The sequence below is a fragment of the Cutibacterium porci genome (assembly GCF_009696315.1).
GTDB classification, from domain to species: Bacteria; Actinomycetota; Actinomycetes; order Propionibacteriales; family Propionibacteriaceae; genus Cutibacterium; species Cutibacterium porci.
On record NZ_VUMG01000004.1, the window covers coordinates 1 to 23,212 of the forward strand.

Below are 23,212 nucleotides of genomic sequence, written 5' to 3' on the forward strand. Positions count from 1 at the left end.
CAGCCACAACCACACCACCACACAACGCAGCAGCCCAGCCAACACTACCAGATCAAACCAGATCAACACAATCCAGATTCTCACCAGCGGAAACCACCACAATCCCCAGAAACCACAAACAATCCCCGGAAACCACAATCATTCCCAGCCCCCAAAAAGGGAACCCGCAGAAGCTTAAACACTCATCACACAAACGTCAAATCATGCCCCCAGCAATCCCACACAAGGACCACCAGAACCCCCACAAGCGCGAAGCCGAAAAGAAACACTGCCACAAACACACCACCAACGCAAATCCAGCTCCTCGTCAACACCCCGTTAATGTCTCCGGAGACAAAAATCCGGGGGCCACTGGCTCTAGTAGACCCCCGGATAGATGACGTCAGCGACAGTTCATCGCGTGAGCGCACCCACCGTTTTCTTGCCGCGCCGAATCAGGGCAAGACGGCCACAGAGGAAGTCATCGTCAGTCAGGCGCTGATCAGGATCAGTAACCTTGACATTATTGAGATAGGCACCGCCTTCGGTGACGGCACGCCTGCCGGCGGACTTCGTGTCGACCACACCAGCAGCGACCATTGCCTCAACTACCGTCGGGTATTCGCCCCCCTCATGATGGGCAGCGCCGAGCTCGTCAGCCAAAGACAACACCGTCTGCTCGTCAAGATCGCCCAATTCACCGCGTCCGAAGATCGCCTGGGCTGCAGCTTCAGCTGCCTTGCGCTGGTCGACGCCATGTACCAGATCAGTCAGGTCGTCAGCTAGGCAGTGCTGAGCCGCTCTACGCCACGGCTCCTGCTCAGTCTTACGCGCGAGTTCTTCAATTTCTTCTCGCGAGCGAGGGCTGAAAATCTTGAGGTATTCAATGACTTTCGAATCTTCCGCATTGAGGAAGAACTGATGGAAGGCGTAGGCACTCGTCAGCTCAGGGTCTACCCACACTGTCCCAGATTCTGTCTTGCCATACTTAGTGCCGTCAGCCTTGGTGAGCAATGGAGTCACGAGGCCATGGACGACGTCACCAGTAGTCCTGCGGATAAACTCCGCACCAGCGGTGATATTGCCCCACTGATCCTGAGCACCCGTCTGCAATGTACAGCCGTAGCGTTTATGGAGCTCGTAGAAGTCCAGCGACTGCAGTAGGACGTAGCTGAACTCGGTGTAGGAGATGCCGCTTTCCAACCGGCGAGCCACAACATCGCGGGCCAACATTCGGTTGACCGAGAAGTGTTTTCCAACATCGCGCAAGAAATCAAGAGCTGTGTACTCAACGGTCCAATCGTAGTTATTGACGATACGTGCAGCATTCGGGCCGTCAGTGTCGACGTATTTGCTCACCTGTTCCTTGATGGATTCGACCCACTCGGCAACGACCTTCCGATCATTCATCTGACGCTCACCGGTCATTTTGGGATCGCCAATAAGACCGGTAGCCCCACCAACAAGGAGCAACGGCTTATGACCACGCTCCTGCAAGGCACGCACCAGCATGAGTTGAACAAGATGGCCAATATGAAGGCTCTTGGCAGTTGGATCGAAGCCCACATAGAAGGTAACGGGTCCTTGGGCGAAATGGGCCTTCAATGCCTCACGGTCGGTGGAGTCAGCGACGAGGCCCCTCCACTCCAGGTCGTCCAACAGATCCGACACGTCTATTTCCTCTCGCTAACGACCCTGTATAGGCCGACTGGCCGCCAGTTTAGCGATCCGAATGACCAGGTACGTTCAGGCCGACTCTCCATGCAGCTGACGCGAGAGAATTTCAGCCGGCACCCCTGTTGCGGCCATCTGCGAAAAAGCATCTGCCAGCTCTCCCGCGTCTACGCCGGTCGCACACATCAACGCGATGGTGTCGTCTCCAGCGATCGTCCCTAACACGATATCCAGACCGGCTTTATCAATAGCTGCTCCGAAATACTGGGCTGCACCCGGTGGCGTCTTAAGGACGACGAGATATTTGTTGTTGCGTACCCCGGTACACAACTCCTTCGTCATCCTCGCCAGCGTGATCCACGCCGGGGAACCCGTCGTTACATCAGAAGGATGCTCACCTTCTGGAATCGAATAGCAAGGGTTTCCCGCATAGTCGCGTCCACGCACGGCACCAATCTCAACAAGATCACGCGACAAGGTGCCTTGGGAGGCAACGAAGCCCTCGGAGGCAAGGATGTCCCCCAACTCAGCTTGAGAAGAGATTCGCCCTTCCTTGATGAGAGCGCGAATCCGGGCATGACGCGCCGCACGTGAGGCCGGCGCAGAGTGCCCCTCGCCCATAGAACCCCCTCGGTACGCCCCCTTCACCAGGAGCGACTATTAAACATTCCTCGTACCACATAAGTATGCACCACGAGCGGCCGAAACGTCCACTTTCTAGCTCAGAGCAAGGAGGGGAGACCGGCGACAAATATCGTCATAGCGAGGTCAAAGTCGTCATTTTGTCCAGCTGGATCAACCTCGCTCAGTACTCCAAGGTCATGCAGCTGTACCCGAGTCTGCTCCTCCATGGTGTGACCAACCACCAAATGCACCAAGGCCCGACAGACCGAGTCTGCCCGATCACTGCTCAACCCCTGACGGCGCAGAAAGTGACGCAAGTTGACCGTTGGGTCAACCTGACCGAGCCCTACCGATATCGTCGACGCAACGAGTTCAGCACCGTCTCGGTGAGCAAGCAGGGTCGATCGGAAACACCGTGCCCATTCATTCACCCCGTCAGCGAACTGAGCATCCTCACTCGGAACCATCGTCGGACCCGCGTCACCAGCAAGGATTTCGTCACTCACTGCGGCCAAAAGGCTCTGTTTATTGGCAACGTGCCAATAAAGCGCACCAGCCTTGACGCCAAGACGCTCGGCCACACGTCGCATCGACAGGTCACCGAGTCCATAGGCGTCAAGAATCTCTACTCCCGCCCGGACAATGTCCGGTTTCGTCAGGCTCACTGTGACTCCCCTAGCCGAGAACACCATTACCGGGGTGGCCCACGTTGGCGACATGGACTACATTGAACCCCGTTCAATCCTGAACAGTGTTCAGGACGTCTCCAGTCTCGGAAGGACCAGAGCATTGCTGAATCTAGCCGACATGACCGAGCGCGGCCTGAAAGGCGAGTCCATCACCCGTGAAGAGGCCCTCGAAATTCTTCGCAGCAGTGATGACGAACTCATGTCGATCATCGCCGCTGCCGGAAAGGTTCGTCGCCACTTCTTCAATAACCGGGTTCGCCTCAACTACCTTGTCAATCTGAAATCGGGGTTATGTCCCGAGGACTGCTCCTATTGCTCGCAGCGCCTGGGATCGCGCGCCGACATTATGAAATACTCCTGGGCTGACCCGCAGACAGTGCACGACGCCGTCGAAGCTGGCATTGCCGGTGGCGCACGACGCGTCTGCATGGTGGCATCCGGCCATGGCCCGTCCAAGCGAGACGTCGAGCGCGTCAATGACATGGTGCGTTCCCTCAAATCCGATCACCCTGGCGTCGAGGTGTGCGTCTGTCTGGGATTCGTTGACGATGAAAAGGCAGCCTCCATCAAAGAGGCTGGCGCCGACGCATACAATCACAATGCCAACACCGCCCGCTCCCACTACGGCGATATCTGCACCACCCATTCTTACGAGGACAGGATGAACACCGTCGAGGTCCTCAAGCGCAACGGTCTGTCACCCTGCTCCGGGGTGATTGCCGGAATGGGTGAAACCGACGAAGAATTCGTCGATGTCATCTTCGACCTGCGCAAGCACGGTGTCGACTCCGTGCCGGTGAATTTCTTGCTCCCCTTTGAGGGCACTCCGCTGGCTGGCGGAGCCCAGCACATTACCCCGCAGTGGTGCCTCAAGCGCCTCGCAATGGTGCGCTTCGTTCACCCCGATTCGGAGGTGCGCGCCGCTGCCGGACGTGAACAGCACATCCGCACTATGCAGCCGCTAGCCCTTGAGGTCGTGAACTCGATCTTCCTAGGCGATTACCTGACCAGCGAGGGGGCTGCTGGCGCCGCTGACCTGCAGATGATTGAGGACGGCGGATTCGTTCCCGAGGGGGCAGACGGCCAGCCCATGGTACACACTGACGTCGCCGCAAACCGCGCAGCAGACCTACCAATCAACGCCGTTCCGATCCGTCATCGGGGCATCGGAACCGAGGTCCCGGCGAACGCCTGAACTGTAGTCAAGCCCTGAGCTTCACCCACTAAGCCCTCATCAAGTGCTTTGCCCTCATCAAACACTGTGGGGTCGTCCTGGCGCCGACCCCACAGTGGGCATGTGTCTTGAGCTCACGACCTCAACTGAGCGCCGCAGCATTCTTCAGCTCGTGCCACCGCAGCATCACGGGCCTCAGCAGCCTCGGCATCGGTCAACGTGCGATCGGCTGCCCGAAGTCGCAGGTTGAATGCCAGTGACTTACGCTTGTCGCCCACCTGCTCACCCTCGTAGACGTCGAAAAGCTCAACCGATTCAAGCAACGGCCCGGCTCCCTCAATGAGAGCCTGGCGAACGTCCTCAGCCGCGACAGACTCGTCGACAACCACAGCAACGTCCTCCTTGGCAACAGGGAAGCTCGAGATCGCCGTGACCTCGCCGCCTTGGGGAGCTGCAGCAACCAGGGCATCGAGGTCGAGTTCTACCGCGCAGGTGCGCTGCGGCAAACCAGCCTTTGATACCACCGTGGGATGCAGCTCACCGGCATATCCGATGGTCGTCCCATCTACGATGAGAGCCGCACAACGACCCGGATGCCATGGTGCGTGATGGTCAGCCTTACGCACCAGCGTTACGCCAAGGGCTTCAGCGGCCTTTTCGGCGACCAGCACAGCGTGACGCCAATCAGCTTTCACCGACTGTCCATCCCAGCGATCCGGTAACCACTTGCCACAAATCACAGCAGCAAGCATGCGTGGCTGGGCTGGCAAAGCGGCGTCGATCTCGGCAAGCACATCATCGGAGGGCCGCTTTTCGACGCTCGGCCGTGGCGCCGGGCCCGTAGAAACGGCGCGGAAAACAGCCCCGCTCTCGAACACTGCGAGATCTTCCTGAGATCGCGACATATTCGTCGCCACGGCGTGAAATAGCCCAGGCAACAGGGTCGTGCGCAAGTAGGGATGGGTATCGTCAAGCGGGTTCGCCAGCTTCACAGTCGAGTGACGTACGTCATCAGCGCCGATACCGAGAACATCGAGATCCTTATCAGCCATGAACGGCAAGGTAATGAGCTCGACGAACCCCGCGTCGACGACCGAGCGCAGCACCCGACGCCGACCCTGCTGGGCCTTCGTCAAACCGCGAGCGCCCAGGCTCGGCGCCAAAGCAGGCTCAATACGGTCAAACCCAATTTTGCGACCGATCTCCTCGACGTAGTCGTAGGCATCTACGAGGTCGGGACGCCAGGTCGGGGCGACAAGGGTGAGGGAGTCCCCCAAAGCGGTTACCTTAACGCCTGAACGCGTCAAAATCTCGATGACCTCTTCGGGTGCCACCTTCGTGCCGAGAATCCGGCTAGGTAAGTCGGCGCTCATCGTCTGGTGTGGCATCTCGGGAACCTCGCCAACGACAGTGGGTTCACCCACAGTGGCACCGCCATATTCGACCAGCAATTCCGCTGCTCGGACCGCTGCGCTATGGGCACACACCGGATCGACACCCCGCTCAAACCGACGCGACGCTTCCGAACCGAGCTTGTGTCGCCGGTACGCGCGGGCCACTGTCATCGGATCGAAGTGAGCGCCCTCCAGGATGATTGACGTCGACTCGCCGGTCATCTCAGTGGCTGCACCGCCCATGACGCCGGCCAAACCAATGGCACCAGAGTCGTCGGCAATGACCAGGTCGTCGGGATCGAGAAGGCGATCGGTGTCGTCGAGGGTCACCAGATGCTCACCCTCGTGTGCCTTACGGACGACGATCGTGCCGCTGACCTTATTAGCGTCATACGCATGCAGCGGCTGACCAGACTCCAGCATGACGTAATTGGTGATATCAACAGCGAGGTTGATCGGTCGCATCCCGGCACGAGTAATGCGATCAGACATAAACCTTGGGGTGGGAGCATCAGGGTTCACGTTGCTCACCGGCAGAGCGATGAACTGGCTGCAGGCATCGGATTGGACGTCTACCGCAACAGGACCCTGCGTTGGCCCAATCGGCTCCTCGTCGTAAGGATCACGGAAGTGGACCGACATGGCGTGCGCCACCTCGCGGGCGATGCCTCGCATTGACAGACAGTAGCCAATGTCCGGGGTAACGTCGACGTCCAATACCTCCTCGGGAACCCCGAGGATCGGCAAGGCGTTTTCGCCAGGAATGAGCTGATGGCCCTCCACCGACGGTGGCAAAGTGATGATGCCGGTGTGGTCGAAACCGATACCTAACTCGTCGGAGGCGCATAGCATGCCATCGGACATATGGCCGTACGTTTTGCGGGCGCTGATCGCGAATCCCCCAGGCAGCACAGCGCCTGGCAAGGACACAACCACCCAAGCACCCTCGACGGCGTTGGGGGCACCGCAGATGATGCCGCGGCCCTCAACTCCCTCCTCGGCATTTTTGGGGTGTCCTTCGGCGTTGTAGCGAGGCCCAACGTCGACCCGGCACCAATTGATAATCTTCCCGTTCTTTTGCGGCTCGGGAACCGAAGACAGGATGTGCCCAATAATGATCGGCCCGGTCAGCTCTCCGCCAATGACGTCGACCTTCTCGACGGTGGCTGTGTGGCTAGTCAGCGCCTGGGCAACGTCGTTGGTAGTCGTACCATCCGGCAAATTGACCATGGCACGTAGCCATGACATAGGAACCTTCATCGTGCTCCCCCCTTCAATGAGCGGCTGAATCGGATGTCACCCTCGACGAAATCACGCAGATCGGGCGCATTGTTGCGGAACATCACCGTGCGATCGATACCCATACCAAAGGCGAATCCGGAATACACGTCGGTATCGATGCCGCAGGCGATCAGCACTCGTGGGTTGACAATCCCGCAGCCACCCCATTCAATCCAGCCCTCGGACCGACACGTGCGACACGGTCGGTCTGGGTTACCAACTGAGGCTCCGTGGCATACGAAACACTCCACATCGACCTCAGCGCTGGGCTCGGTGAAGGGGAAATAGTGCGGGCGAAAGCGCGTGCGCACGTCGCCGAACATGGCTTGAGCAAAGGCATCGACGGTTCCTTTGAGGTGGCCCATGGTGATGCCCTTGTCGACGCACAGCCCCTCAACTTGGTGGAACACCGGAAGATGAGTGGCATCGTACTCATCGGCTCGGAACACCTTACCCGGACTGATAACGCGCACCGGAGGCTGCTGCTTAAGCAGGGTGTGGATCTGCACTGGGCTGGTGGCTGTGCGCATGCACTTCCCGTCAGAGACTGGGTCAAGCCACAGCGTGTCTTGCAGAGCTCGAGCAGGGTGATCATCGCCAAGGTTGAGAGCGTCGAAGTTAAACCATTCGGATTCAGCCTCGGGACCCTCAGCTACTTCCCAGCCCATGGCGGTAAACACGTCGCAGACGTCATCAATGAGAGCCGTGATCGGGTGCGGAGCACCTTGCGGAGTCGCGACGACGGGCAAAGTGACGTCAGTGGTTTCGGCTGCGAGACGGGCTTCAAGCTCCGCCTCAGCAAGCTCCTCTTGACGAGCCTTGAGCGCCTGATTGACTCTGCCTCGAGCTTGCCCAATGCGCTTACCAGCATCCTTCCGGGCAGCGGGAGGTAAAGCACCGATCTCGCGGTTAGCCAGAGCCAGCGGCGACCTGTCGCCGGTATGAGCGATACGCACCTGTTTGAGCTCGGCAGTAGTTGAAACCCCGGCAGTAGCCTCCAAGGCCTCGGCCACCCGAGCCTCGACCTGATCGGCGTCCAGGGCACTTACCTGGACCGGGTCATAATTCGTATTGGGGCCACTCATGGGCCTTCCCCCTGATGGGTCTGGAAACACCCGTGTTTCGGGCGCGTGTGTGATTGATGTCGATAAGTCTAGTGGCGTCGACGCCGTATGGACGGTCGCCGCTTAGGCTCGTTGCTCACTCGCCGTGGCGTAGAGCACGACCGCAGCCGCAGTCGAAAGGTTGAGAGACTCGGCGGCCCCCCACATTGGGACTCCCACAACTTGATCGGCGAGAGCGCGATCAGCTTCGGGAAGACCCCATGCTTCGTTACCCATCAACCATGCAATGGGCCGTTTGAGACATCCCGACCGAGCGACGGCGTCAAGGCTATGGCCTCCTCCGTCGGCCGCCAATACCGACATGTGGTGCTGGTGGGCCCAGCTCACCGCGTCAGCCAGTTCCACACCGACGACAACGGGTAGGTGAAAGATTGACCCCACCGATGAGCGAACCGTCTTGGGGTTATGCGGATCGACCGATCCCCGCGTCAAGATGACACAGTCAGCGCCAAAAGCGTCAGCGCAGCGGATGACAGTCCCGGCATTTCCAGGATCGCGCACTTGAGCGCAGATGACAGCGAGACGAACATTCCCCTCGGGCAGTTCACGGCTGGTAATCTGGCGGCACACCGCGAAGATTCCCTGACTAGTAACAGTGTCGGAGAGCGCATTGACATCTTCGTCGGTAAGTACCGCAACTCGGATGCCACGACGTTCAGCTGCCTTAACGTACTCAGCGTCGCGGACTGGGTCCGACGTCGCCAACAGATTGACCTTGCCTGGCCACGCCAACGCCTCTCGAACCGCCTGGGCGCCCTCGACCAAGAACAGCCCAGACTCGTCGCGTCCGCGCCGCGATGAGAGACGACGGGCCGAACGCAACGATCCTTTCGAGATGCGATCCCACCCCGCATGGTCGTCGTTCGGTCCGTCGGCCATGACCACCTCAGGCAGCAGCGTTCTGCGGCTGGTTGGCCTTAGCGACCTCGACGAGGCTGTTAAAAGCGTCAATGTCGGAAACCGCAAGCTCAGCGAGCATCTTGCGGTCGACCTCGACGCCAGCATTCTTTAGACCGTTAATGAAACGGTTGTAGGTCATGCCCTGGGCGCGGGAAGCAGCGTTGATGCGCTGGATCCACAGCGAACGGAAGTCGCCCTTCTTCGCACGACGATCGCGGAATGAGTACGTGGCCGAATGGAGGGTCTGCTCCTTGGCCTTGCGGTACAGGCGCGAGCGCTGTCCGCGGTAACCGGAGGCCTGCTCAAGGACCTCGCGACGCTTCTTCTTGGCATTCACAGAACGCTTCACGCGTGCCATAGTGATTCTCCTTGGATCTGCCGGGTCAGTCCCGGATGTGGGTTCGGGGCGGATGCCGCCCAATGGACCTGGGACGTCGTCAGTCGCGACGTCGGCTCTCGTCAGCGGCCAGGATGACCAGCGAGCAGCTTCTTGACCTTGGCAGCCTCGCCCTTAGCCAGGACGGTCTCACCAGTCAGACGGCGAGTAACGCGCGAGGACTTGTGCTCGTTGAGGTGGCGCTTGCCCGCCTTGCGAGCGGTGATCTTGCCCGACCCGGTCACCTTGAAACGCTTTTTCGTCCCGGAGTGGCTCTTCATCTTGGGCATGGATAGCTCCATTCGTTCATGTATGTCGTCCCGCGAACCGGAGGGAAGGTCCCGGGCTGGCTCACCGATGACAACCGGATCGCCTGGTTCTGAGCATCGCTCAGAGGTCGATGTCAGGATCCATATTGTCGGCCGGACCCTTCTTCTTCTTTTTCTTTGCAGTGCCGGCAGCAGCCCGCTGGGCAGCCTCGTAGGCCTTATCAGCCTCGGCCGCTTCGGCGCGCTCAGCGGCGCGGCGGTCGCGTTCAGCCTTCTGATCTGCCTTGGCCTGGTTCTTCTTGCGAGTCGGGGCCAGAATCATGAGCATGTTTCGACCCTCCTGCTTAGGAGGAGATTCGACGGTCGCGTACTCGGTCAAATCATCAGCGAGACGGCGCAGCAAGTTGACGCCAAGCTCCGGTCGGGACTGCTCGCGACCACGGAACATAATCGTGATCTTGACCTTGTCGCCAGCCTTGAGGAACCGCAGAACATGGCCCTTCTTAGTCTCGTAATCGTGATCGTCAATCTTTGGACGAAGCTTCATCTCCTTGATGATGGAGTTCGCCTGGTTGCGTCGCGATTCCCGAGCCTTCTGGGCCGCCTCGTACTTGAACTTGCCGTAGTCCATGAGCTTGACGACAGGGGGGCGGGCTTGCGGAGCCACCTCGACGAGGTCAAGGTCCTGCTCACGGGCAAGCTGCAAAGCCTGCTCAACCCTGACGATGCCTACCTGCTCGCCATTAGGGCCGACCAGGCGCACCTCGGGAACGCGAATCCGCTCGTTGATGCGGGGTTCAGTACTGATGGGGTCCTCCCGGATGTCTGTTCTGTTAAATATGGCGCATCTGCGCCGCCACGATCCGGATACGAAAAAAGGCCTTCGCGCACGAAGACCTGAAGGATGCATCACACATCCCGACGAACCAATAAAGCCCATCATGACCCGACGAACAAGATCCGCCTAGGTGGGAGGTCAGGCCCCCGCTTGCTTAGCACCAGTTTTGCACTGATCGCTTCGCACATTATACGGCAGCAGATAACGTCACCACAAATCGAGGGCGATGGCCGCGATACGGCGGCAGTTAAGGGACAGGTTAGGAGGAGCCTGCGCTGCGCATCCATCCCCAACCATCATCCAGCTTCACCAAGCGGGCACCTTTCTCGATCGGTGTGAGGACGTCAGCACCAATGACGAAGGGTGCCGGGCCAGCGACGTCAATGAGGAGCGCGTCGGCACCTACCTCAGTGACGGTTGCGGCAAGGTCTGAGAGGGAACCAGGAACTGGACGAGCCCGCGAGTCCCACGCCATAAGCGAATCAATTCCAGTGAATGCCAATAATGCGGTGCTTCCGTGCTCATTGGTGAGCTTGACCGCACCCATATCGCCGTCTTCATCTGCGAGCACCGGCATAAAGAGGCGCGCGCCCGCACACAGGGTAGATACCGCTTCAAGATACGAGGTGCGGTAGGCGTCGTCGGTAAGGCACGCGGCCAGAGCGCCACGCACCTGGGGATCGGCGTCTCCCATGTCACCGCCGGTTGGAGAAAGTGGAGCAGGCACCTGCGCAACACTAGCCGAAACCTATGACTGCAGGATCCACGTGTGCCATGAATATGGAACAGTAGTGATATGAGCGAAACGACCGTCGTTGCCGTCGTCACCATTGTGCTAGTCGTCTTGCCGCTGTTGTGGGCCCTATCGGGATGGTTGTCCCGCCGATCCTCACGCGCCATGCTGCGCGGATTGGGTCTAGCCGTCCTACCTATCGGCCTAGTCCTGACCGGCCTGATGCGCCTTCTCGTCCGGGCGATCCACCTCGTCGTTGACTGGTTCACCGGGACAGCTATGACGAGGACTATCTGGATTGGCGTTATCGTCATAGTCATTGGTCTTGTCACGTGGTTTGTGGCTGGATTTATGACGCCGGTCGATCGTGAGACTGGACGCCAGCGCCGTCAAGACCATGCCACCCGCAAGAAGGCGCGCGACGCCTCGCAAGCTATCCCCGCGTCAACCTCCACGAACGCTCCAGGTCCACATACCACCCGGGATGCCTCTGAAACTACCCCGGCAAGCGCGCCGGTGCGCACATCGAGGCCCGTCCCCGAGAAGCCTTCAGCCCCGGCATCCGACAACGATGAAGACGCCGAACTAGAAGAAATCCTGCGCAAGCGCGGGATTGAGTGATTCCCCGCCCTCTGCCTGGACTGCAGCTACGAGTTGACGTCCGGTCACAGTCGACATGCTGACAGCTCTGTCGACAGGATCGCACGAGCGCCGGCGTCCCATAGTTGGTCCATAAGGCCTTGTACTACGGTGCGCGGCACCATGGCTCGCACCGCATACCAGCCGTCCTTGGACAATGGCGACACAGTGGGAGCCTCGAGTCCTGGTGTTAGAGCGGTGGCGGCTGCGAGTGCTTCAGCGGGAACGTCATAATCGACCATGACGTAGCTGCGAGCGACCTGCACGCCGTCAATGCGTCGCATAAAGTGATCGAACGTTGTACCGCCAGCGAAGCCCCGACGCTCTATCAGCACGGCCTCGGACTCCAAGATGACGTCACCGAAAATCTCAAGGCCGGCCCTGCGCAGAGTTGTCCCAGTTTCGACGACGTCAGCAATGGCGTCAGCAACGCCGAGTCGGATTGACGACTCAACTGCGCCATCCAGGTGGATGAGGTGAGCGTCGATCCCTTGATCTTCCAAGAAAGCGCTCAACAGGCCAGGGTAAGAGGTAGCAATTCGCTTTCCCGCTAGCCCTTTGATGGTGTTTGTCGAGCCTTTAGGAGCGGCGAAACGGAACCGAGAATGACCAAAACCCAGACCCTTGATCTCGATGGCATCGGCCTTGGAATCAAGCAAAAGGTCCCGGCCGGTGATGCCAATGTCGAGAGTCCCCTCCCCCACGTACACCGCAATATCGCGTGGTCTCAGATAAAAGAACTCCACCCCATTAGCCTCGTCAACCAGAGTGAGATCTTTACGGTCTATACGTTGACGGTAGCCAGCCTCAGTAAGTAGGGAGGATGCCGCCTCGGACAGAGCGCCTTTATTCGGCACAGCAATGCGCAGCAGATCGGGCATGAAGTCTCCTCAGAAAATAGCAATGACGATAACTAGTCACGGACGACTGGGAATTCACAAATGCTTGTATACGTCGTCGAGGGTCAGACCCTGCTTAATCATCATGACCTGCAAGTGATACAGCTCCTGGCTGATCTCTTCAGCCAACCGTTCATTGCCCTCGTATTCAGCCGCCATCCACACCTCGGAGGCCTCTTCCACGATTTTCTTGCCGATAGCATGTATGCCACGGTCAAGCTCGTCAACGGTTCCTGAACCTGAGGGACGGGTCTGCGCCTTGGCAGACAGCTCGGCAAAGAGGTCCTCGAATGTCTTGCTCACAGGTGCCAGGCTACCGACTGGCCGAGCACTGCCACTGACGCGCCCACGAAACGAACTCACCCACCTCAGGAGTCATCGGCGGTGGCCTGCGCACGCCACCAGGTCGCGAACCCGTAGATGCAGAACGCCCCATAAAAGACATACAAGAGGGCACTCGGGTAGTACTGGGCGGTAGCTAGCAGCGGGACACCGACAATATCGACTGCAATCCACACGAACCAGAACTCATTCCAGCCGCGCGCCATACCCCAGGTCGCAAGGATCGATCCAGTAAGAATCCACGCATCTGACAATGGCCCCCAGGACCCCAAAGCTTTGAGCGCGAAATAGAAGACAATCAGCATGATGATGGCAGCCGTCAGCCCCGCAATGCGCTCGCGACGAGTGGCCCACCGAGGGTGTACGGCCACTTGGGATGCGCCGTTATTGCGTCGAGTCGCCGCCCAAACTACCCATCCATAAGCGCTTGTCGCAAGGAAAAAGACCTGTCGTCCTGCCTGCCCCCATAAATTGAGATCCTGTGGAGTGTGGAACACACCGCCGAGAAAAACAGTAAAAAGGATGACGTTACCGATGATGCCGACTGGCCAAGCCCATATTCGACGCCGGGCACCGCCCAGGGCAGAGGCAAGCCCAAAGATATTTCCGATAACCTCACGCCACAGGATTGGCTTTCCCAGCCCCACATCAAGCTGAGCGTTGAGTAGGGACGTGAGAATATCGGACACAGCACACACCTTTCCGACCGTCCATAACGGACCGCCATATTCTCGTAGATCGACAAGTCATCACATTGGAGGCCATGGCAAGGCAGGCCGTAACCCACTCGGGCCAGGAAAAGCGCCGAACTCCAACAAATCTTGAGCCCGGTGCCTCATCGCGTCAATCTCGTCATGGGTAATGAGACCCTCGAAATCCGCGTCACCAACGTTAAGGACCTCGTTGAGCATCATTTCCTCAACAGGTTCCAACGGCTGTCCAGCCCATCCCCACAGCACCGTTCGAAGTTTGGGATCTGTGTGAAAGGTCAGACCATTATCAACCGCCCACACCTGAGCGACGCCACCGAGATCAGGATTCGGGCCGACTAACACGTGCCTACCCTTACGGTCAGCGTTATTCGCGACGGCATCGAAGAGAGCCAGGGCACGCAGCGCTGGATGAGGAGAATGAGCGATTCCAATCTCCCGATCATCCTCGTCGACCCCCAGTAAAAAACCGTGCCAATGCGGTGGAAGACGCTCGGTCACATCAGCACGCACCGGAGGGTTCTCAATGTCATCGTCGATCCAGCGCTGCATCGACCCAGACCCCTGTGGTCCATCGCTCACCAAAATCGTCAATGGCACCAGACCGATACCCATCACCCGTGACAACAAACATGCCGCAACATCCCGCTTGGCGCGAGTGCCCGTCGGGAAATCGCGCAGATGACGTTCATGCGCATCCGGCCTGTACACCCACAGCCGAAAGTCGGCATCGCGCACCACCAAGGCCCCACTACCGGAATCAGGCAAAACCTCCTCGACGCGCCATGGAGCTCTCGGCCTGGGAATACATGGCAGATTCCACGGATTTGTTGCGTTCACCACACCAGTGGCCTGCGGTAGCCATTCGAGCGTGGGCACAAGTGGCCCTCGGCCGACAATATCTGCTGAGAACAGTAGGGGCAGTATTGACGCCCTGATGCCACAACAACTCGGCACCTCGCCACAAACTGGCGCGCCTGGGACGTCGTCATGACGACTTCGAGAGAATCTGGAGCCGCTTCCGGCAGGGTCGTCAGCAGCATCGCTGGATCGCTCATCATGAGTTCATCATCACTGACGGCGTACATCTCCATCTCAATGCGCTTGGACTCATCATCAAAGGCCATCGCCATTGTTCCGACAGTGAATTCTTCCTCTATCGGTGCATCCAAAGGGTCGAGATCGTCTGGTTTTTCGACCGACGGTGGGACGAATACGTCCGCGACATGGGCAGCCAAACCGTCGAGGATCCGATCCATTTGGAGAGCAATGTGGCTGATCTGGACCTTTTCACAACGGACCGTCACAAGCTGGGATCCCTCGCGGACTTGCAAATGGAACACACGTGATCCCGGCTGGCCCACGGTTCCGACCACCACACGATCGGGACGTTCGAGTCGAAAAGTTCGACGAGTCATAGTCCCACCCTAGCCACACACGCGAGATCCGCAGACAGACGACTGACAGAAATCTCCGTCCAGGCGCCGTCCGGCGTTTGCCCCCGTCCGCTAAAGGATTCGTCGTGCCTCAAGGCCGGCTTGAGGGTGCTCCGTTAGGGTGATCCAGACGAGGAGGATGCACATGCGCATGAGAACCGTCGGGGCTAGTGGCCTCAAGGTGTCTGCTATTGGGCTGGGATCCCTGACATGGGGCGGGCAGACTGACTCTCGCGAGGCTCGCTCCATGGTTCGGCATTTCGTTGACGCCGGCGGCAATCTCGTCGATACTGCGCCAGCATATGGCGGCGGCTTCGCCGAGCAACTCATCGGAAAGCTCATCCATACCGACATTCGTCGAGACGACCTTGTCATTGCCACGAAGGCGGGATTCGTCGTCGAGGGCAACAAAAGGGTCGTAGACACCTCACGCAGTGCGCTGCTGCGCGACCTGGAGGGATCTTTGCGTCGTCTCCACACCGATCACGTCGACCTCTGGCAGGTTCATGCCTGGGGAGACGCCCCTATTGAGGAAACCTGCGCAGCACTTGACTACGCCGTACAAGCGGGGATGGCCCGCTACGTTGGCGTCTCCAACTTCGTCGGGTGGCAATCTGCCACGGCAGCGACATGGCAGCGGGCAGATGGAGCTCGTATCCCCCTGGTGAGTAATCAGGTGGAGTATTCCTTACTGGCCCGTCGTGCCGAAATCGAGGTCGCTCCTTCAGCTCAGCACCACGGAATGGGGCTATTGGCGTGGTCGGCGCTAGGGCGCGGCGTCTTGGGAGGCCGGTATCGCCACGGCACCCCCAAAGATTCCCGAGGCGGATCTGATCGGCTTTCGTGGTTCGTGGATCCCTATCTGACGCGCAAATCCAGCGCTGTTGTCGAGGCTATTGTGAAGGCGGCTGACGGCCTGGGAGCGACGGTCCCACAAATCGCGTTGGCATGGGTGCGTGATGCTCCTGTCGTGTCCTCGGCCCTTGTCGGACCGAGGACAACCTCACAGCTCGAAGAATTACTCGGGACCGACGATGTTGTTCTTCCCACGGAGATCACGTCGGCCCTCGACGACATTACTGGCGGTCCTAACCTCGCTCGGGACACGGCTTAGGTCAACGAAATCAGCGTTCCTCACGCGGTATCCACGGGGTCGATGCTGGACCCTCGTAAAGCTCACGGGGACGGGAAATCCTCGTCGTCGGGTCCTCAAAGACCTCTTTCCAGTGAGCGATCCAGCCGGCCATCCGCCCAATAGCGAACATAACAGTGAACATGTTGAGCGGGATACCAAGCGCACGCAGAACAATCCCAGAATAGAAATCCACGTTCGGGTACAGCCTGCGCTCAACGAAGTAATCGTCAGAGAGAACGGCCTCCTCCAGCTCCATGGCGATGTCGAGCAATGGATCCGGTTTGTGCATGGTGTCGAGCAGCGGACCGACGACACTACGGAAAATCCTCGCTCGGGGATCCCAATTACGGTACACGCGATGTCCGAAGCCAGAGATCTTCTCACCAGAGTCTTTAGCCTTTGCCAGATACTGGCGTGGAGTGAGGCCAGAGTCGCGAATACGTTGTAGGGCGCGCACGGCGTTCACGTTGGCTCCACCATGGCGGTCTCCCCACAGGGCGCACACCCCGGCGGAACATGACGTGAACAGGTTGGCCCCCGAGGACCCGACCATCCGCACCGTCGAGGTCGAACAGTTCTGGCCATGATCAGCGTGCAGGACGAAGAACAAGTTGAGGGCACGCGCCGCCACTGGGTCCGGCTCATAGTCTCGGTACGGCAAGGAAAACATCATATGCATGAAGTTTTCGACATATTTGAGGTCGTAGCGCGGATAGATTGCTGGTTCCCCAATTGACGCTTTGTACGACGCAGCCGCAATCGTCCGCACCTTAGACATGAGCTTGGCCGCTGCGTCAGTAAATGACTCCTCGTCGGTAATTCGCGGGCGGTCGTAGGTGCTCATCGCGTTAATCATGGAAGACATGATCGCCATCGGATGCCCATTTGGCGGAAAAGCGTTGAAGTGAAGGTTCATCGACCGATGCAAAGCCGAGTACTCGGTCAATCGAGTCCGAAAGTCGTCGCGCTCAGCCTCGGTGGGCAGGTGCCCGAATATCAGCAGCCACGCGGTCTCTACAAAAGAGACGCGCTCGCGTGCCAAGGTTTCGATAGGTAGTCCACGATAGGTGAGGACCCCCTTCTCGCCGTCGATCCACGAGACCGCTGACCGGCATGCGGCTGTATTGGCGAAGGCCGGATCGAAGGTCGTGACCCCGCCCGTGAGCTGGCGGAGGCTGGAAATGTCGATAACTCGGTCGCCGGTGGTTCCCGTGATGACCGGCAGACTGTATTCCTGACCATCCAGGATCAAGGTTGCCATTGCCTTCGGATTCTGAACGCTCATCATCAAGCCTCCTGCAGTATGTGATCGACGATTTTGGTACCGACAACGAGGGATCCGATGGGGACTCGCTCGTCGACTCCGTGAAAAAGACTGATGAAGTCGAAATCGACTGGCAGCCTCAGCGGTGTGCACCCGTAACAGTTGATTCGGCGACCGTTAGGAAGGACAGCGAATCCTTTAGCGTCGGTCCCAGCCGAGTTGAGGTAGGGCAGCACGACGGCCCCCGGATCCTCAGCATCAATGGCTCGTCGAATCGCATCAACGGCTGGGCCTGTGAACGGCGCGGACGCAGCCGGTTTAAAGGAGATCGTCTCGAAGTCTATTTCTGGCCCGGCTAAGGACTTGATCGTCGACATCATGTCCTCCTCGGCTCCGGGAATGAATCGGGCATCGATCTCCGCGCTGGCACGCGTTGGGACAACATTGACTTTGTAGCCGGCCGAGAGGACCGTCGGGGTGACACTGTGCGCACAGCAGGCAGCCACCATTCGTGACAGGGGTCCAATGGGCGACAGGCTGGATTCGAGATTGTCGCGGTCAATTGTCAGGCCCCATATCGACGCTATCTGGTCAAGGAATTCCTCCTGAACCGGGTGATGCAAGTCCGGCCAGTGATGGGCGTCGATGCGGGACAGCGCATCAAGCAGATGGGTGACAGCGTTGTCCGGGTTACGCATGGATCCATGTCCTGCGCTGCCGGTGGCACTCATCCGAAACCACCACAGCCCTTTCTCGGCGGATTGGACGACGTAGACACGTTGTCCGTGCGGCGTCGTCAGAGAAAACCCGCCGACCTCGCTAATAGCCTCGGTGACGCCGTCAAAAGCCTCCGGGTGGTGAGCGCCGAGCCACGTGGAGCCGAGGGTCCCTGAGCCCTCCTCGTCTGCAAACATGATGAAGCGAATAGGCCGAGACGGCGCTTCACCTCGACGATGGCGAGCCCGGATAGCCGACAGGACCATCGCCAGGAACCCCTTCATGTCGATGGCTCCCCTGCCCCACACGCAGTTGTCCTGGACCTCACCGGACAGTGGATGGAGGGTCCAGTCAGCCGCCTCGAATGGGACGGTGTCACTGTGGCCGTGTAGCAACAGGGCAGGACGAGTCATGTCGGTGCCCCCCGGGGCCCATTCAGCGACCAGGGTGGCACGGCCTTCGGATTCATAGATGGTCACGTCGACGCCGATGTCGTCGAGGAGCCTGGTCACATACTGGCACATCTCAAGCTCGCCCCGAGCGCCCTGCGAGCCGAAGTTCTGCGAGTCGATCTGGATCATGCGGGAGCAGATGTCGACGACTTCGGCCTGCGGACAGTCTGGGCCGTCAACCAGGTCGTCGAGGGTCATGCTGAAGAGATCTGACATGTCGCGATTGTGTCACTCGCGCGGGTTTCTGACGTGAGCCGGGGCACTCGATGGACGCTAATTTGCATTGTGAGTCGATAGTCGACTAAAGTCCCATGATCGTCCGGTACCGCGCAGCAGCGTGGCATCGGAGGCACGAGTCCGGGTGGCGGAATTGGTAGACGCGCTAGCTTGAGGTGCTAGTGGCCGATTAAGGCTGTGGAGGTTCAAGTCCTCTCTCGGACACTCTGAGACAAGGTCTCTGGCACGGTATAACTCGTGGCCAGAGACCTTTCGTCATGTCCGGGCAAATTCGCGGATGGGGGCAGTAAGCCGCACGTAACCGCGAACATTCGGTGCAGATTCGTTGCAGGGCCTCAACGAGCCGCACCGGTTCGGAGGCACCGTGACTACACGGTCGGCACGATCCGCCAGGTGCGGTCAGATTCACACATATCCAGCAGCTCTTGTACTGTTCAGTAAATGCTGACCGCTGCGAACTGCCTCGATGCCATGCATCGCATCGGATGGTCCAAATTCGTGGACGTCATGGTCGACGAAAGGCAGCCCTGCGACCAGTGTCAAACCGGGAACTGCTACGGAGGCGCACGCTGATGTGGGCTGTCATCGCCAAGGCGGTTGGCTTATTCGCCGTCACCAACATCGACGACATCATCGTGCTATCGCTGTTCTTTGCTCGCGGTGCGAAGCGCCCCGGGACCACTCGCAACATCACGCTCGGGCAGTACCTTGGCTTCGGTGCCATCCTCGCAACAGCACTCCTCACCGCCTGGGGCGCTGGCGCTCTCTTGCCACAAAGCACCATCCCGTACTTCGGTCTCATCCCGCTCCTTCTAGGCATTAAAGCGGCATGGGAAGCATTCAGCGGTGACGACGACGACCTTGACGCCGGCAAGAAGGTCTCCGTCTTCACCGTTGCCGGCGTCACGTTCGCTAACGGTGGAGACAACATCGGAGTCTATGTACCGGTCTTCCTCACCGTTGAACCGCTGGACATCGCTCTGTTCTGCGCCGTCTTCCTGATTCTTGTAGGTGTGCTGGTGTGGCTTTCTAAGCTCGTCGCCACACGTCCTGGTATCAACGAGTGGCTAGAGCGCTCAGAGCACATCCTCTTCCCACTTGTGCTCATCATCCTTGGCATCGTCATTCTCGTAAAGGGTCATGCCTTCGGTCTGTGAGGTACAGCCGACGCCAGCAAGAGTGGCGATATCGCGCGCAAGACATGCCGCCTCTGCAAAGTGAGCCGGTCGCGGCGATAATTGTGCAATCATGTCGGATTTCTTGTCTTTGCCAGCGTCGCCAGGGAGTTGCCGCTCCTACGTCGGGGTCGTTTGTTTGCGGGGGTTCCTGACTCGGATTTGCGCCAATTCCGGGCATCGATGTACCACGTGGAAGCCCGCATCGTCGATACAGCATTGCACGTCACAGACCGAGCCCTCCAAGCCGGGGACATCAACCTAGCCCGCTGGGCACTCACCCAAGGACTACTCGTATCCCCCGACCACGAAGACCTCATAACCGGATGCCTACGCACCGAATACCAAGCCGGAAACATGGACAAAGTCAACGACCTCATCAACCACCTCTCCGCAACAGCGCGGCGGCTAGGCGTAGACCTCAACGACGACACTACCCGGATCATCGACTCCCTCACCCATATCACCAGGAACGCATCATGACCGCTTTATCCCATGCAAGGAGAATTGTCATGCACCATCGTGGCGCATCCCTAACCGCAACCGTTATCACCCTGGCAGCCCTGACAGGCTGCCAGTCAAGCGGGGCAGCCACAGCCCCCACACCGACACCCCACGCCTCCACTACGATGACGGCGAGTCCTACCCCCACACCAACACCCCCAACAGGTGCGATCAGCGCCACCGACGCCGAAACCGTGTACCGCACCTTGGCCGCCAACGTCTTCGCATTAGAAAAGAACGGTGGCCTGGTTCCTGGGGAACCCGCACCCGCGACACTGTCGAACTACGCCACCGGCCAAGCACTCAAAAACTACATGACCTTTAACCACAAGATCTCAGGCTTGGGCATCAAAGCAACAGCAGGGACCCCAAAGATCACCGCCGTACGCGAAAAAACGGGAGACACGACATATCCCGAAGCCGCTATCGCCCTGGAATCGTGCGAAGACTACACGTCCATCCGCACAATCCAGCGTGACGGCAAGACTGATCACGGCCGACTCATTCACGTTGATAGCTGGTATGCCCGCCACAAGGCAGGCACCATCAAAATGATCGCACAGAACGGAGTGGAGGTTCCCTCATGCGACGTCAAGTAATCACGACCACCGTGCTGGGACTAGCCCTGGCCACCAGTGCACTTCCCGCCCTCGCCAGTGATGGCGGCTGGAACGGCAGTGTGAATACGGATGGTCCTGGCTATGATGTGCGCGCTGACGTGGATTACCACCACACCACCGGTGGCAGCGGTAGTCGGGCCGGAGGCCATCATGGAGGTGGGGGCCATAGTGATGGCGGGGGCGAAGCCATCGACGGGCGTTCCCGCGCCGACGCCGAAGCCGAACTCGCCGAAGCAGACCGAAACCAAGACCTCGTCATAGCGCTACATCAGTAACACCCGTGGGTCTCGGCGTTATGGACTACGGGCGTCGCGGCTGATCGTTTTCTCACACCACGATCCGCCCCATGCACGATTAACCACACCTGCGGATCGACGCTCCCTGACGGACCTCTCGGCTCATATCGTGCGTAACGATCGTCTTCGAAGATGAGGCGGCGAAATCGACGCGAAGGAGCATCTCGATGTCATTTTCACGCAAGCTCAGTGCACTGGCTATTGCCGGCACCATGGCGGTAACCGGTGTAAGTATGGCAACTCCGACCCTCGCCAATGCCGACACCGGTGCCCAGCTAGCCGCAGCGGAACCCGCTATCAACCAGGTTCACAAGGAAACCGGCTACTTCAAGACCACCGACAAGTTAGGAACCAAGCTGTTCTACCGCAAGGACATCGTCCCCAATGCCAGAGGAGCCGTCGTCCTGGTCCACGGGCTCATGGAAAACTCTTCTAACTACGAATACCTGACCAAGAGCCTTACTGATGCTGGTTACAGCGTGTATCGCTTTGACAATCGCGGTCACGGCCGAAGCGCTGCCCCGTACGTCAACAATTCCATTCCACGTGGCCAGTTCGATGACTGGTGGAACATCGAATCCGATATTCATCAAGTAGTCGGCACCGCTCATCAGGAAAACGCTGGCAAGAAAGTGTTCCTGTTGGGACACTCCATGGGCGGCATCGCCGTCCAGTCTTATGGAATCATGTACCCAGGCACTGTCGACGGCATCGTCTCCTCCGGTGGCGGCACCTTCGCCAACGTCGATGGCCCGGATACCCAGGGACCGACGACGATCACTCCTGACAACCTTAACTTCTTCGCCAAACACGCACTGCCACAGATCAGCCAGATCCTCCCAATGGATCAAATAACAAGCTTCGACGCCCGTCTTGTCAAAATGGCCGTCAAAGATCCAAAATCCATCCGGATGCCATCAGGACCGTTATCGTCCAGGGTCATCCTGGTTGGCCGCCCACCATACGGCCTATGCTCGGATCCCGAAGTCCGCATCGACCACTGGTACCGCGATCCTCTGTACAACCACTATGTCAGGCTGGGCCTGGCTGAACAGATGGTCGTCGGCGAGACCTATAACGTCATGAATGCCCACGATTTCACGGCTCCGACGTTGATTATGCATGGCGAAAATGATGGCCTTGTGCCTAGCTATTTTGACGTCAACTGGTACAACGCCATCACCTCGAAGGACAAGAAGATCATCCAGTGGCATGGCCTCATGCACGAGATTTTCAACGAGCCCACCAAGGACCAGGTCATCAAGACCGCCGTCGACTGGATCAACTCCCACAACAATTGAGGTAGCCTATTCAAAAGTGGCGTTCCGCAGTTGGCCGCGGAACGCTACCCCTGTTCCCTCACCCGTCTGTCTGACGTATTGAGCCCCGACAACTCATCGGACATAAATGGCTGGGAAACCTGGCAGAACCAGTAAAATATGCCCATGCCCCACTCTGATGACCATGGGGACTGACGAAAGGAGCCATTCGTGAGCCTGAGCGACAAGATCAACAACAAGAGTGACGAGGCCGTCGGCACCGCCAAGGAGAAAATCGGTGACCTCACCGATAACAACGACCTCAAGAGCGAGGGCGTTGGCCAGAAGGCCAGCGGCAAAGTAGGTCAGAAGATCGAAGACGTCAAGGACAAGGTGACTGACCTTAAGCACGATGCGCAAGCTGCCATTGACAAGCTGAAGGACTGATGAAAGTCGGGCCGGACACCAAACG

26 protein-coding genes and 1 tRNA gene are annotated in these 23,212 nt (G+C 58.9%); 10 read left to right on the forward strand and 17 right to left on the reverse strand.

The genetic code is table 11. From position 1 onward, the window contains the following. Window positions 1-393: 393 nt before the first annotated feature. The 3 genes from tyrS to FYJ43_RS10125 all read right to left on the reverse strand — a co-directional run bounded on the left by tyrS (window position 394) and on the right by FYJ43_RS10125 (window position 2,996). On the reverse strand, window positions 394-1,650 hold the full coding sequence (gene tyrS, locus FYJ43_RS10115) for a tyrosine--tRNA ligase (RefSeq protein WP_326833561.1): 1,257 nt from the start codon (window positions 1,648-1,650) through the stop codon (window positions 394-396). 75 nt (window positions 1,651-1,725) lie between these two features. Further along, on the reverse strand, window positions 1,726-2,274 hold the full coding sequence (locus FYJ43_RS10120) for an arginine repressor (protein ID WP_154564558.1): 549 nt from the start codon (window positions 2,272-2,274) through the stop codon (window positions 1,726-1,728). A gap of 101 nt (window positions 2,275-2,375) precedes the next feature. Then, entirely contained in the window at window positions 2,376-2,996 is a 621-nt protein-coding gene (locus FYJ43_RS10125) for a TetR family transcriptional regulator (RefSeq protein WP_229771737.1), read from the reverse strand. Between FYJ43_RS10125 and bioB the strand changes: the two genes are divergently transcribed. Continuing rightward, a complete protein-coding gene (gene bioB / locus FYJ43_RS10130) occupies window positions 2,995-4,161 on the forward strand; it encodes a biotin synthase BioB (protein ID WP_154564560.1) in 1,167 nt (388 codons plus the stop codon). The genes FYJ43_RS10125 and bioB overlap by 2 nt on opposite strands. Window positions 4,162-4,274: 113 nt before the next feature. Here the strand turns inward: bioB and pheT are convergent, their stop codons facing one another. From pheT to FYJ43_RS10165, 7 genes are all read right to left on the reverse strand, one after another. Beyond that, window positions 4,275-6,794, reverse strand: a complete 2,520-nt coding sequence (pheT, locus tag FYJ43_RS10135; RefSeq protein WP_154564562.1) for a phenylalanine--tRNA ligase subunit beta — start codon at window positions 6,792-6,794, stop codon at window positions 4,275-4,277. After that, on the reverse strand, window positions 6,791-7,900 hold the full coding sequence (pheS, locus tag FYJ43_RS10140) for a phenylalanine--tRNA ligase subunit alpha (RefSeq protein ID WP_154564564.1): 1,110 nt from the start codon (window positions 7,898-7,900) through the stop codon (window positions 6,791-6,793). The genes pheT and pheS overlap by 4 nt, the downstream gene beginning before the upstream one ends. A gap of 102 nt (window positions 7,901-8,002) precedes the next feature. Further along, the gene (locus tag FYJ43_RS10145; protein ID WP_326833562.1) at window positions 8,003-8,824 is read right to left on the reverse strand and encodes a TrmH family RNA methyltransferase; all 822 of its coding nucleotides are present in this window, start codon (window positions 8,822-8,824) and stop codon (window positions 8,003-8,005) included. Window position 8,825: 1 nt separating this feature from the next. Continuing rightward, the gene (gene rplT / locus FYJ43_RS10150; RefSeq protein ID WP_122788118.1) at window positions 8,826-9,197 is read right to left on the reverse strand and encodes a 50S ribosomal protein L20; all 372 of its coding nucleotides are present in this window, start codon (window positions 9,195-9,197) and stop codon (window positions 8,826-8,828) included. Window positions 9,198-9,298: 101 nt separating this feature from the next. Further along, on the reverse strand, window positions 9,299-9,505 hold the full coding sequence (gene rpmI / locus FYJ43_RS10155) for a 50S ribosomal protein L35 (RefSeq protein WP_195839976.1): 207 nt from the start codon (window positions 9,503-9,505) through the stop codon (window positions 9,299-9,301). Between the two features lie 100 nt (window positions 9,506-9,605). Further along, complete coding sequence (infC, locus tag FYJ43_RS10160) at window positions 9,606-10,394, reverse strand: translation initiation factor IF-3 (RefSeq protein WP_154564570.1); 789 nt, start codon at window positions 10,392-10,394, stop codon at window positions 9,606-9,608. A 187-nt stretch (window positions 10,395-10,581) separates the two neighbouring features. Then, entirely contained in the window at window positions 10,582-11,016 is a 435-nt protein-coding gene (locus FYJ43_RS10165; protein WP_154564839.1) for an SseB family protein, read from the reverse strand. 102 nt (window positions 11,017-11,118) lie between these two features. Between FYJ43_RS10165 and FYJ43_RS10170 the strand changes: the two genes are divergently transcribed. Continuing rightward, the gene (locus FYJ43_RS10170) at window positions 11,119-11,676 is read left to right on the forward strand and encodes a hypothetical protein (protein WP_154564572.1); all 558 of its coding nucleotides are present in this window, start codon (window positions 11,119-11,121) and stop codon (window positions 11,674-11,676) included. 44 nt (window positions 11,677-11,720) lie between these two features. On the opposite strand, the gene hisG is transcribed toward FYJ43_RS10170, so the two are convergent. From hisG to FYJ43_RS10195, 5 genes are all read right to left on the reverse strand, one after another. Continuing rightward, window positions 11,721-12,575, reverse strand: coding sequence for an ATP phosphoribosyltransferase (hisG, locus tag FYJ43_RS10175; RefSeq protein WP_154564574.1), 855 nt, complete (start codon window positions 12,573-12,575; stop codon window positions 11,721-11,723). 54 nt (window positions 12,576-12,629) lie between these two features. After that, window positions 12,630-12,896 carry a phosphoribosyl-ATP diphosphatase gene (locus FYJ43_RS10180; protein ID WP_326833563.1) on the reverse strand — a complete coding sequence of 89 codons (267 nt, stop codon included), beginning with the start codon at window positions 12,894-12,896 and terminating at the stop codon, window positions 12,630-12,632. Between the two features lie 65 nt (window positions 12,897-12,961). After that, a complete protein-coding gene (gene pnuC / locus FYJ43_RS10185; protein ID WP_326833564.1) occupies window positions 12,962-13,624 on the reverse strand; it encodes a nicotinamide riboside transporter PnuC in 663 nt (220 codons plus the stop codon). 60 nt (window positions 13,625-13,684) lie between these two features. Then, window positions 13,685-14,485, reverse strand: a complete 801-nt coding sequence (locus FYJ43_RS10190; protein ID WP_326833607.1) for an SCO1664 family protein — start codon at window positions 14,483-14,485, stop codon at window positions 13,685-13,687. Further along, on the reverse strand, window positions 14,482-15,063 hold the full coding sequence (locus FYJ43_RS10195; RefSeq protein ID WP_154564576.1) for a DUF3090 domain-containing protein: 582 nt from the start codon (window positions 15,061-15,063) through the stop codon (window positions 14,482-14,484). The genes FYJ43_RS10190 and FYJ43_RS10195 overlap by 4 nt, the downstream gene beginning before the upstream one ends. Before the next feature lie 157 nt (window positions 15,064-15,220). On the opposite strand from FYJ43_RS10195, the gene FYJ43_RS10200 reads away from it, so the two are divergent. Then, window positions 15,221-16,195, forward strand: coding sequence for an aldo/keto reductase (locus FYJ43_RS10200; protein WP_154564578.1), 975 nt, complete (start codon window positions 15,221-15,223; stop codon window positions 16,193-16,195). Window positions 16,196-16,205: 10 nt separating this feature from the next. Here the strand turns inward: FYJ43_RS10200 and FYJ43_RS10205 are convergent, their stop codons facing one another. Both FYJ43_RS10205 and FYJ43_RS10210 read right to left on the reverse strand, forming a co-directional pair. Next, window positions 16,206-17,501: a citrate synthase gene (locus FYJ43_RS10205; RefSeq protein WP_154564846.1), complete on the reverse strand. Its 1,296-nt coding sequence runs from the start codon at window positions 17,499-17,501 to the stop codon at window positions 16,206-16,208. A gap of 2 nt (window positions 17,502-17,503) precedes the next feature. Beyond that, window positions 17,504-18,865: a M20/M25/M40 family metallo-hydrolase gene (locus tag FYJ43_RS10210; RefSeq protein ID WP_154564580.1), complete on the reverse strand. Its 1,362-nt coding sequence runs from the start codon at window positions 18,863-18,865 to the stop codon at window positions 17,504-17,506. 139 nt (window positions 18,866-19,004) lie between these two features. Here FYJ43_RS10210 and FYJ43_RS10215 point away from each other — a divergent pair. The 7 genes from FYJ43_RS10215 (at window position 19,005) to FYJ43_RS10245 (ending at window position 23,187) form a co-directional block, all read left to right on the forward strand. Continuing rightward, window positions 19,005-19,090 (forward strand) — tRNA-Leu (locus FYJ43_RS10215). Between the two features lie 368 nt (window positions 19,091-19,458). Continuing rightward, window positions 19,459-20,043: a cadmium resistance transporter gene (locus tag FYJ43_RS10220; RefSeq protein ID WP_407643737.1), complete on the forward strand. Its 585-nt coding sequence runs from the start codon at window positions 19,459-19,461 to the stop codon at window positions 20,041-20,043. Window positions 20,044-20,253: 210 nt separating this feature from the next. Next, window positions 20,254-20,544, forward strand: coding sequence for a hypothetical protein (locus tag FYJ43_RS10225; RefSeq protein WP_326833565.1), 291 nt, complete (start codon window positions 20,254-20,256; stop codon window positions 20,542-20,544). A gap of 29 nt (window positions 20,545-20,573) precedes the next feature. After that, the gene (locus FYJ43_RS10230) at window positions 20,574-21,164 is read left to right on the forward strand and encodes a hypothetical protein (protein WP_154564850.1); all 591 of its coding nucleotides are present in this window, start codon (window positions 20,574-20,576) and stop codon (window positions 21,162-21,164) included. Continuing rightward, window positions 21,149-21,460 carry a hypothetical protein gene (locus FYJ43_RS10235; protein ID WP_229771738.1) on the forward strand — a complete coding sequence of 104 codons (312 nt, stop codon included), beginning with the start codon at window positions 21,149-21,151 and terminating at the stop codon, window positions 21,458-21,460. Before FYJ43_RS10230 ends, FYJ43_RS10235 begins: the two co-directional genes overlap by 16 nt. A gap of 188 nt (window positions 21,461-21,648) precedes the next feature. After that, window positions 21,649-22,782 (forward strand): alpha/beta fold hydrolase, encoded by a 1,134-nt coding sequence (locus tag FYJ43_RS10240; protein WP_154564584.1) that lies wholly within the window; start codon window positions 21,649-21,651, stop codon window positions 22,780-22,782. Window positions 22,783-22,971: 189 nt separating this feature from the next. After that, window positions 22,972-23,187, forward strand: coding sequence for a CsbD family protein (locus tag FYJ43_RS10245; RefSeq protein WP_326833566.1), 216 nt, complete (start codon window positions 22,972-22,974; stop codon window positions 23,185-23,187). Window positions 23,188-23,212: the final 25 nt, after the last annotated feature.

Bases quoted from the DNA above. Each gene is read 5' to 3' on its own strand.
- hisG (WP_154564574.1), bottom strand. From the start codon at position 12,575: ATGCCCGATCTGCTGCGCATTGCTGTGCCGAATAAAGGCGCTCTGTCC.
- FYJ43_RS10165 (WP_154564839.1), bottom strand. From the start codon at position 11,016: ATGGGAGACGCCGATCCCCAGGTGCGTGGCGCTCTGGCCGCGTGCCTT.
- rplT (WP_122788118.1), bottom strand. From the start codon at position 9,197: ATGGCACGCGTGAAGCGTTCTGTGAATGCCAAGAAGAAGCGTCGCGAG.
- FYJ43_RS10220 (WP_407643737.1), top strand. From the start codon at position 19,459: ATGTGGGCTGTCATCGCCAAGGCGGTTGGCTTATTCGCCGTCACCAAC.
- FYJ43_RS10170 (WP_154564572.1), top strand. From the start codon at position 11,119: ATGAGCGAAACGACCGTCGTTGCCGTCGTCACCATTGTGCTAGTCGTC.
- FYJ43_RS10195 (WP_154564576.1), bottom strand. From the start codon at position 15,063: ATGACTCGTCGAACTTTTCGACTCGAACGTCCCGATCGTGTGGTGGTC.
- FYJ43_RS10210 (WP_154564580.1), bottom strand. From the start codon at position 18,865: ATGTCAGATCTCTTCAGCATGACCCTCGACGACCTGGTTGACGGCCCA.
- FYJ43_RS10200 (WP_154564578.1), top strand. From the start codon at position 15,221: ATGCACATGCGCATGAGAACCGTCGGGGCTAGTGGCCTCAAGGTGTCT.
- FYJ43_RS10240 (WP_154564584.1), top strand. From the start codon at position 21,649: ATGTCATTTTCACGCAAGCTCAGTGCACTGGCTATTGCCGGCACCATG.
- FYJ43_RS10230 (WP_154564850.1), top strand. From the start codon at position 20,574: ATGCACCATCGTGGCGCATCCCTAACCGCAACCGTTATCACCCTGGCA.
- pheT (WP_154564562.1), bottom strand. From the start codon at position 6,794: ATGAAGGTTCCTATGTCATGGCTACGTGCCATGGTCAATTTGCCGGAT.
- FYJ43_RS10205 (WP_154564846.1), bottom strand. From the start codon at position 17,501: ATGAGCGTTCAGAATCCGAAGGCAATGGCAACCTTGATCCTGGATGGT.
- pheS (WP_154564564.1), bottom strand. From the start codon at position 7,900: ATGAGTGGCCCCAATACGAATTATGACCCGGTCCAGGTAAGTGCCCTG.
- FYJ43_RS10125 (WP_229771737.1), bottom strand. From the start codon at position 2,996: ATGTCGCCAACGTGGGCCACCCCGGTAATGGTGTTCTCGGCTAGGGGA.
- FYJ43_RS10235 (WP_229771738.1), top strand. From the start codon at position 21,149: ATGCGACGTCAAGTAATCACGACCACCGTGCTGGGACTAGCCCTGGCC.
- infC (WP_154564570.1), bottom strand. From the start codon at position 10,394: ATGCATCCTTCAGGTCTTCGTGCGCGAAGGCCTTTTTTCGTATCCGGA.
- FYJ43_RS10120 (WP_154564558.1), bottom strand. From the start codon at position 2,274: ATGGGCGAGGGGCACTCTGCGCCGGCCTCACGTGCGGCGCGTCATGCC.
- rpmI (WP_195839976.1), bottom strand. From the start codon at position 9,505: ATGCCCAAGATGAAGAGCCACTCCGGGACGAAAAAGCGTTTCAAGGTG.
- bioB (WP_154564560.1), top strand. From the start codon at position 2,995: ATGGACTACATTGAACCCCGTTCAATCCTGAACAGTGTTCAGGACGTC.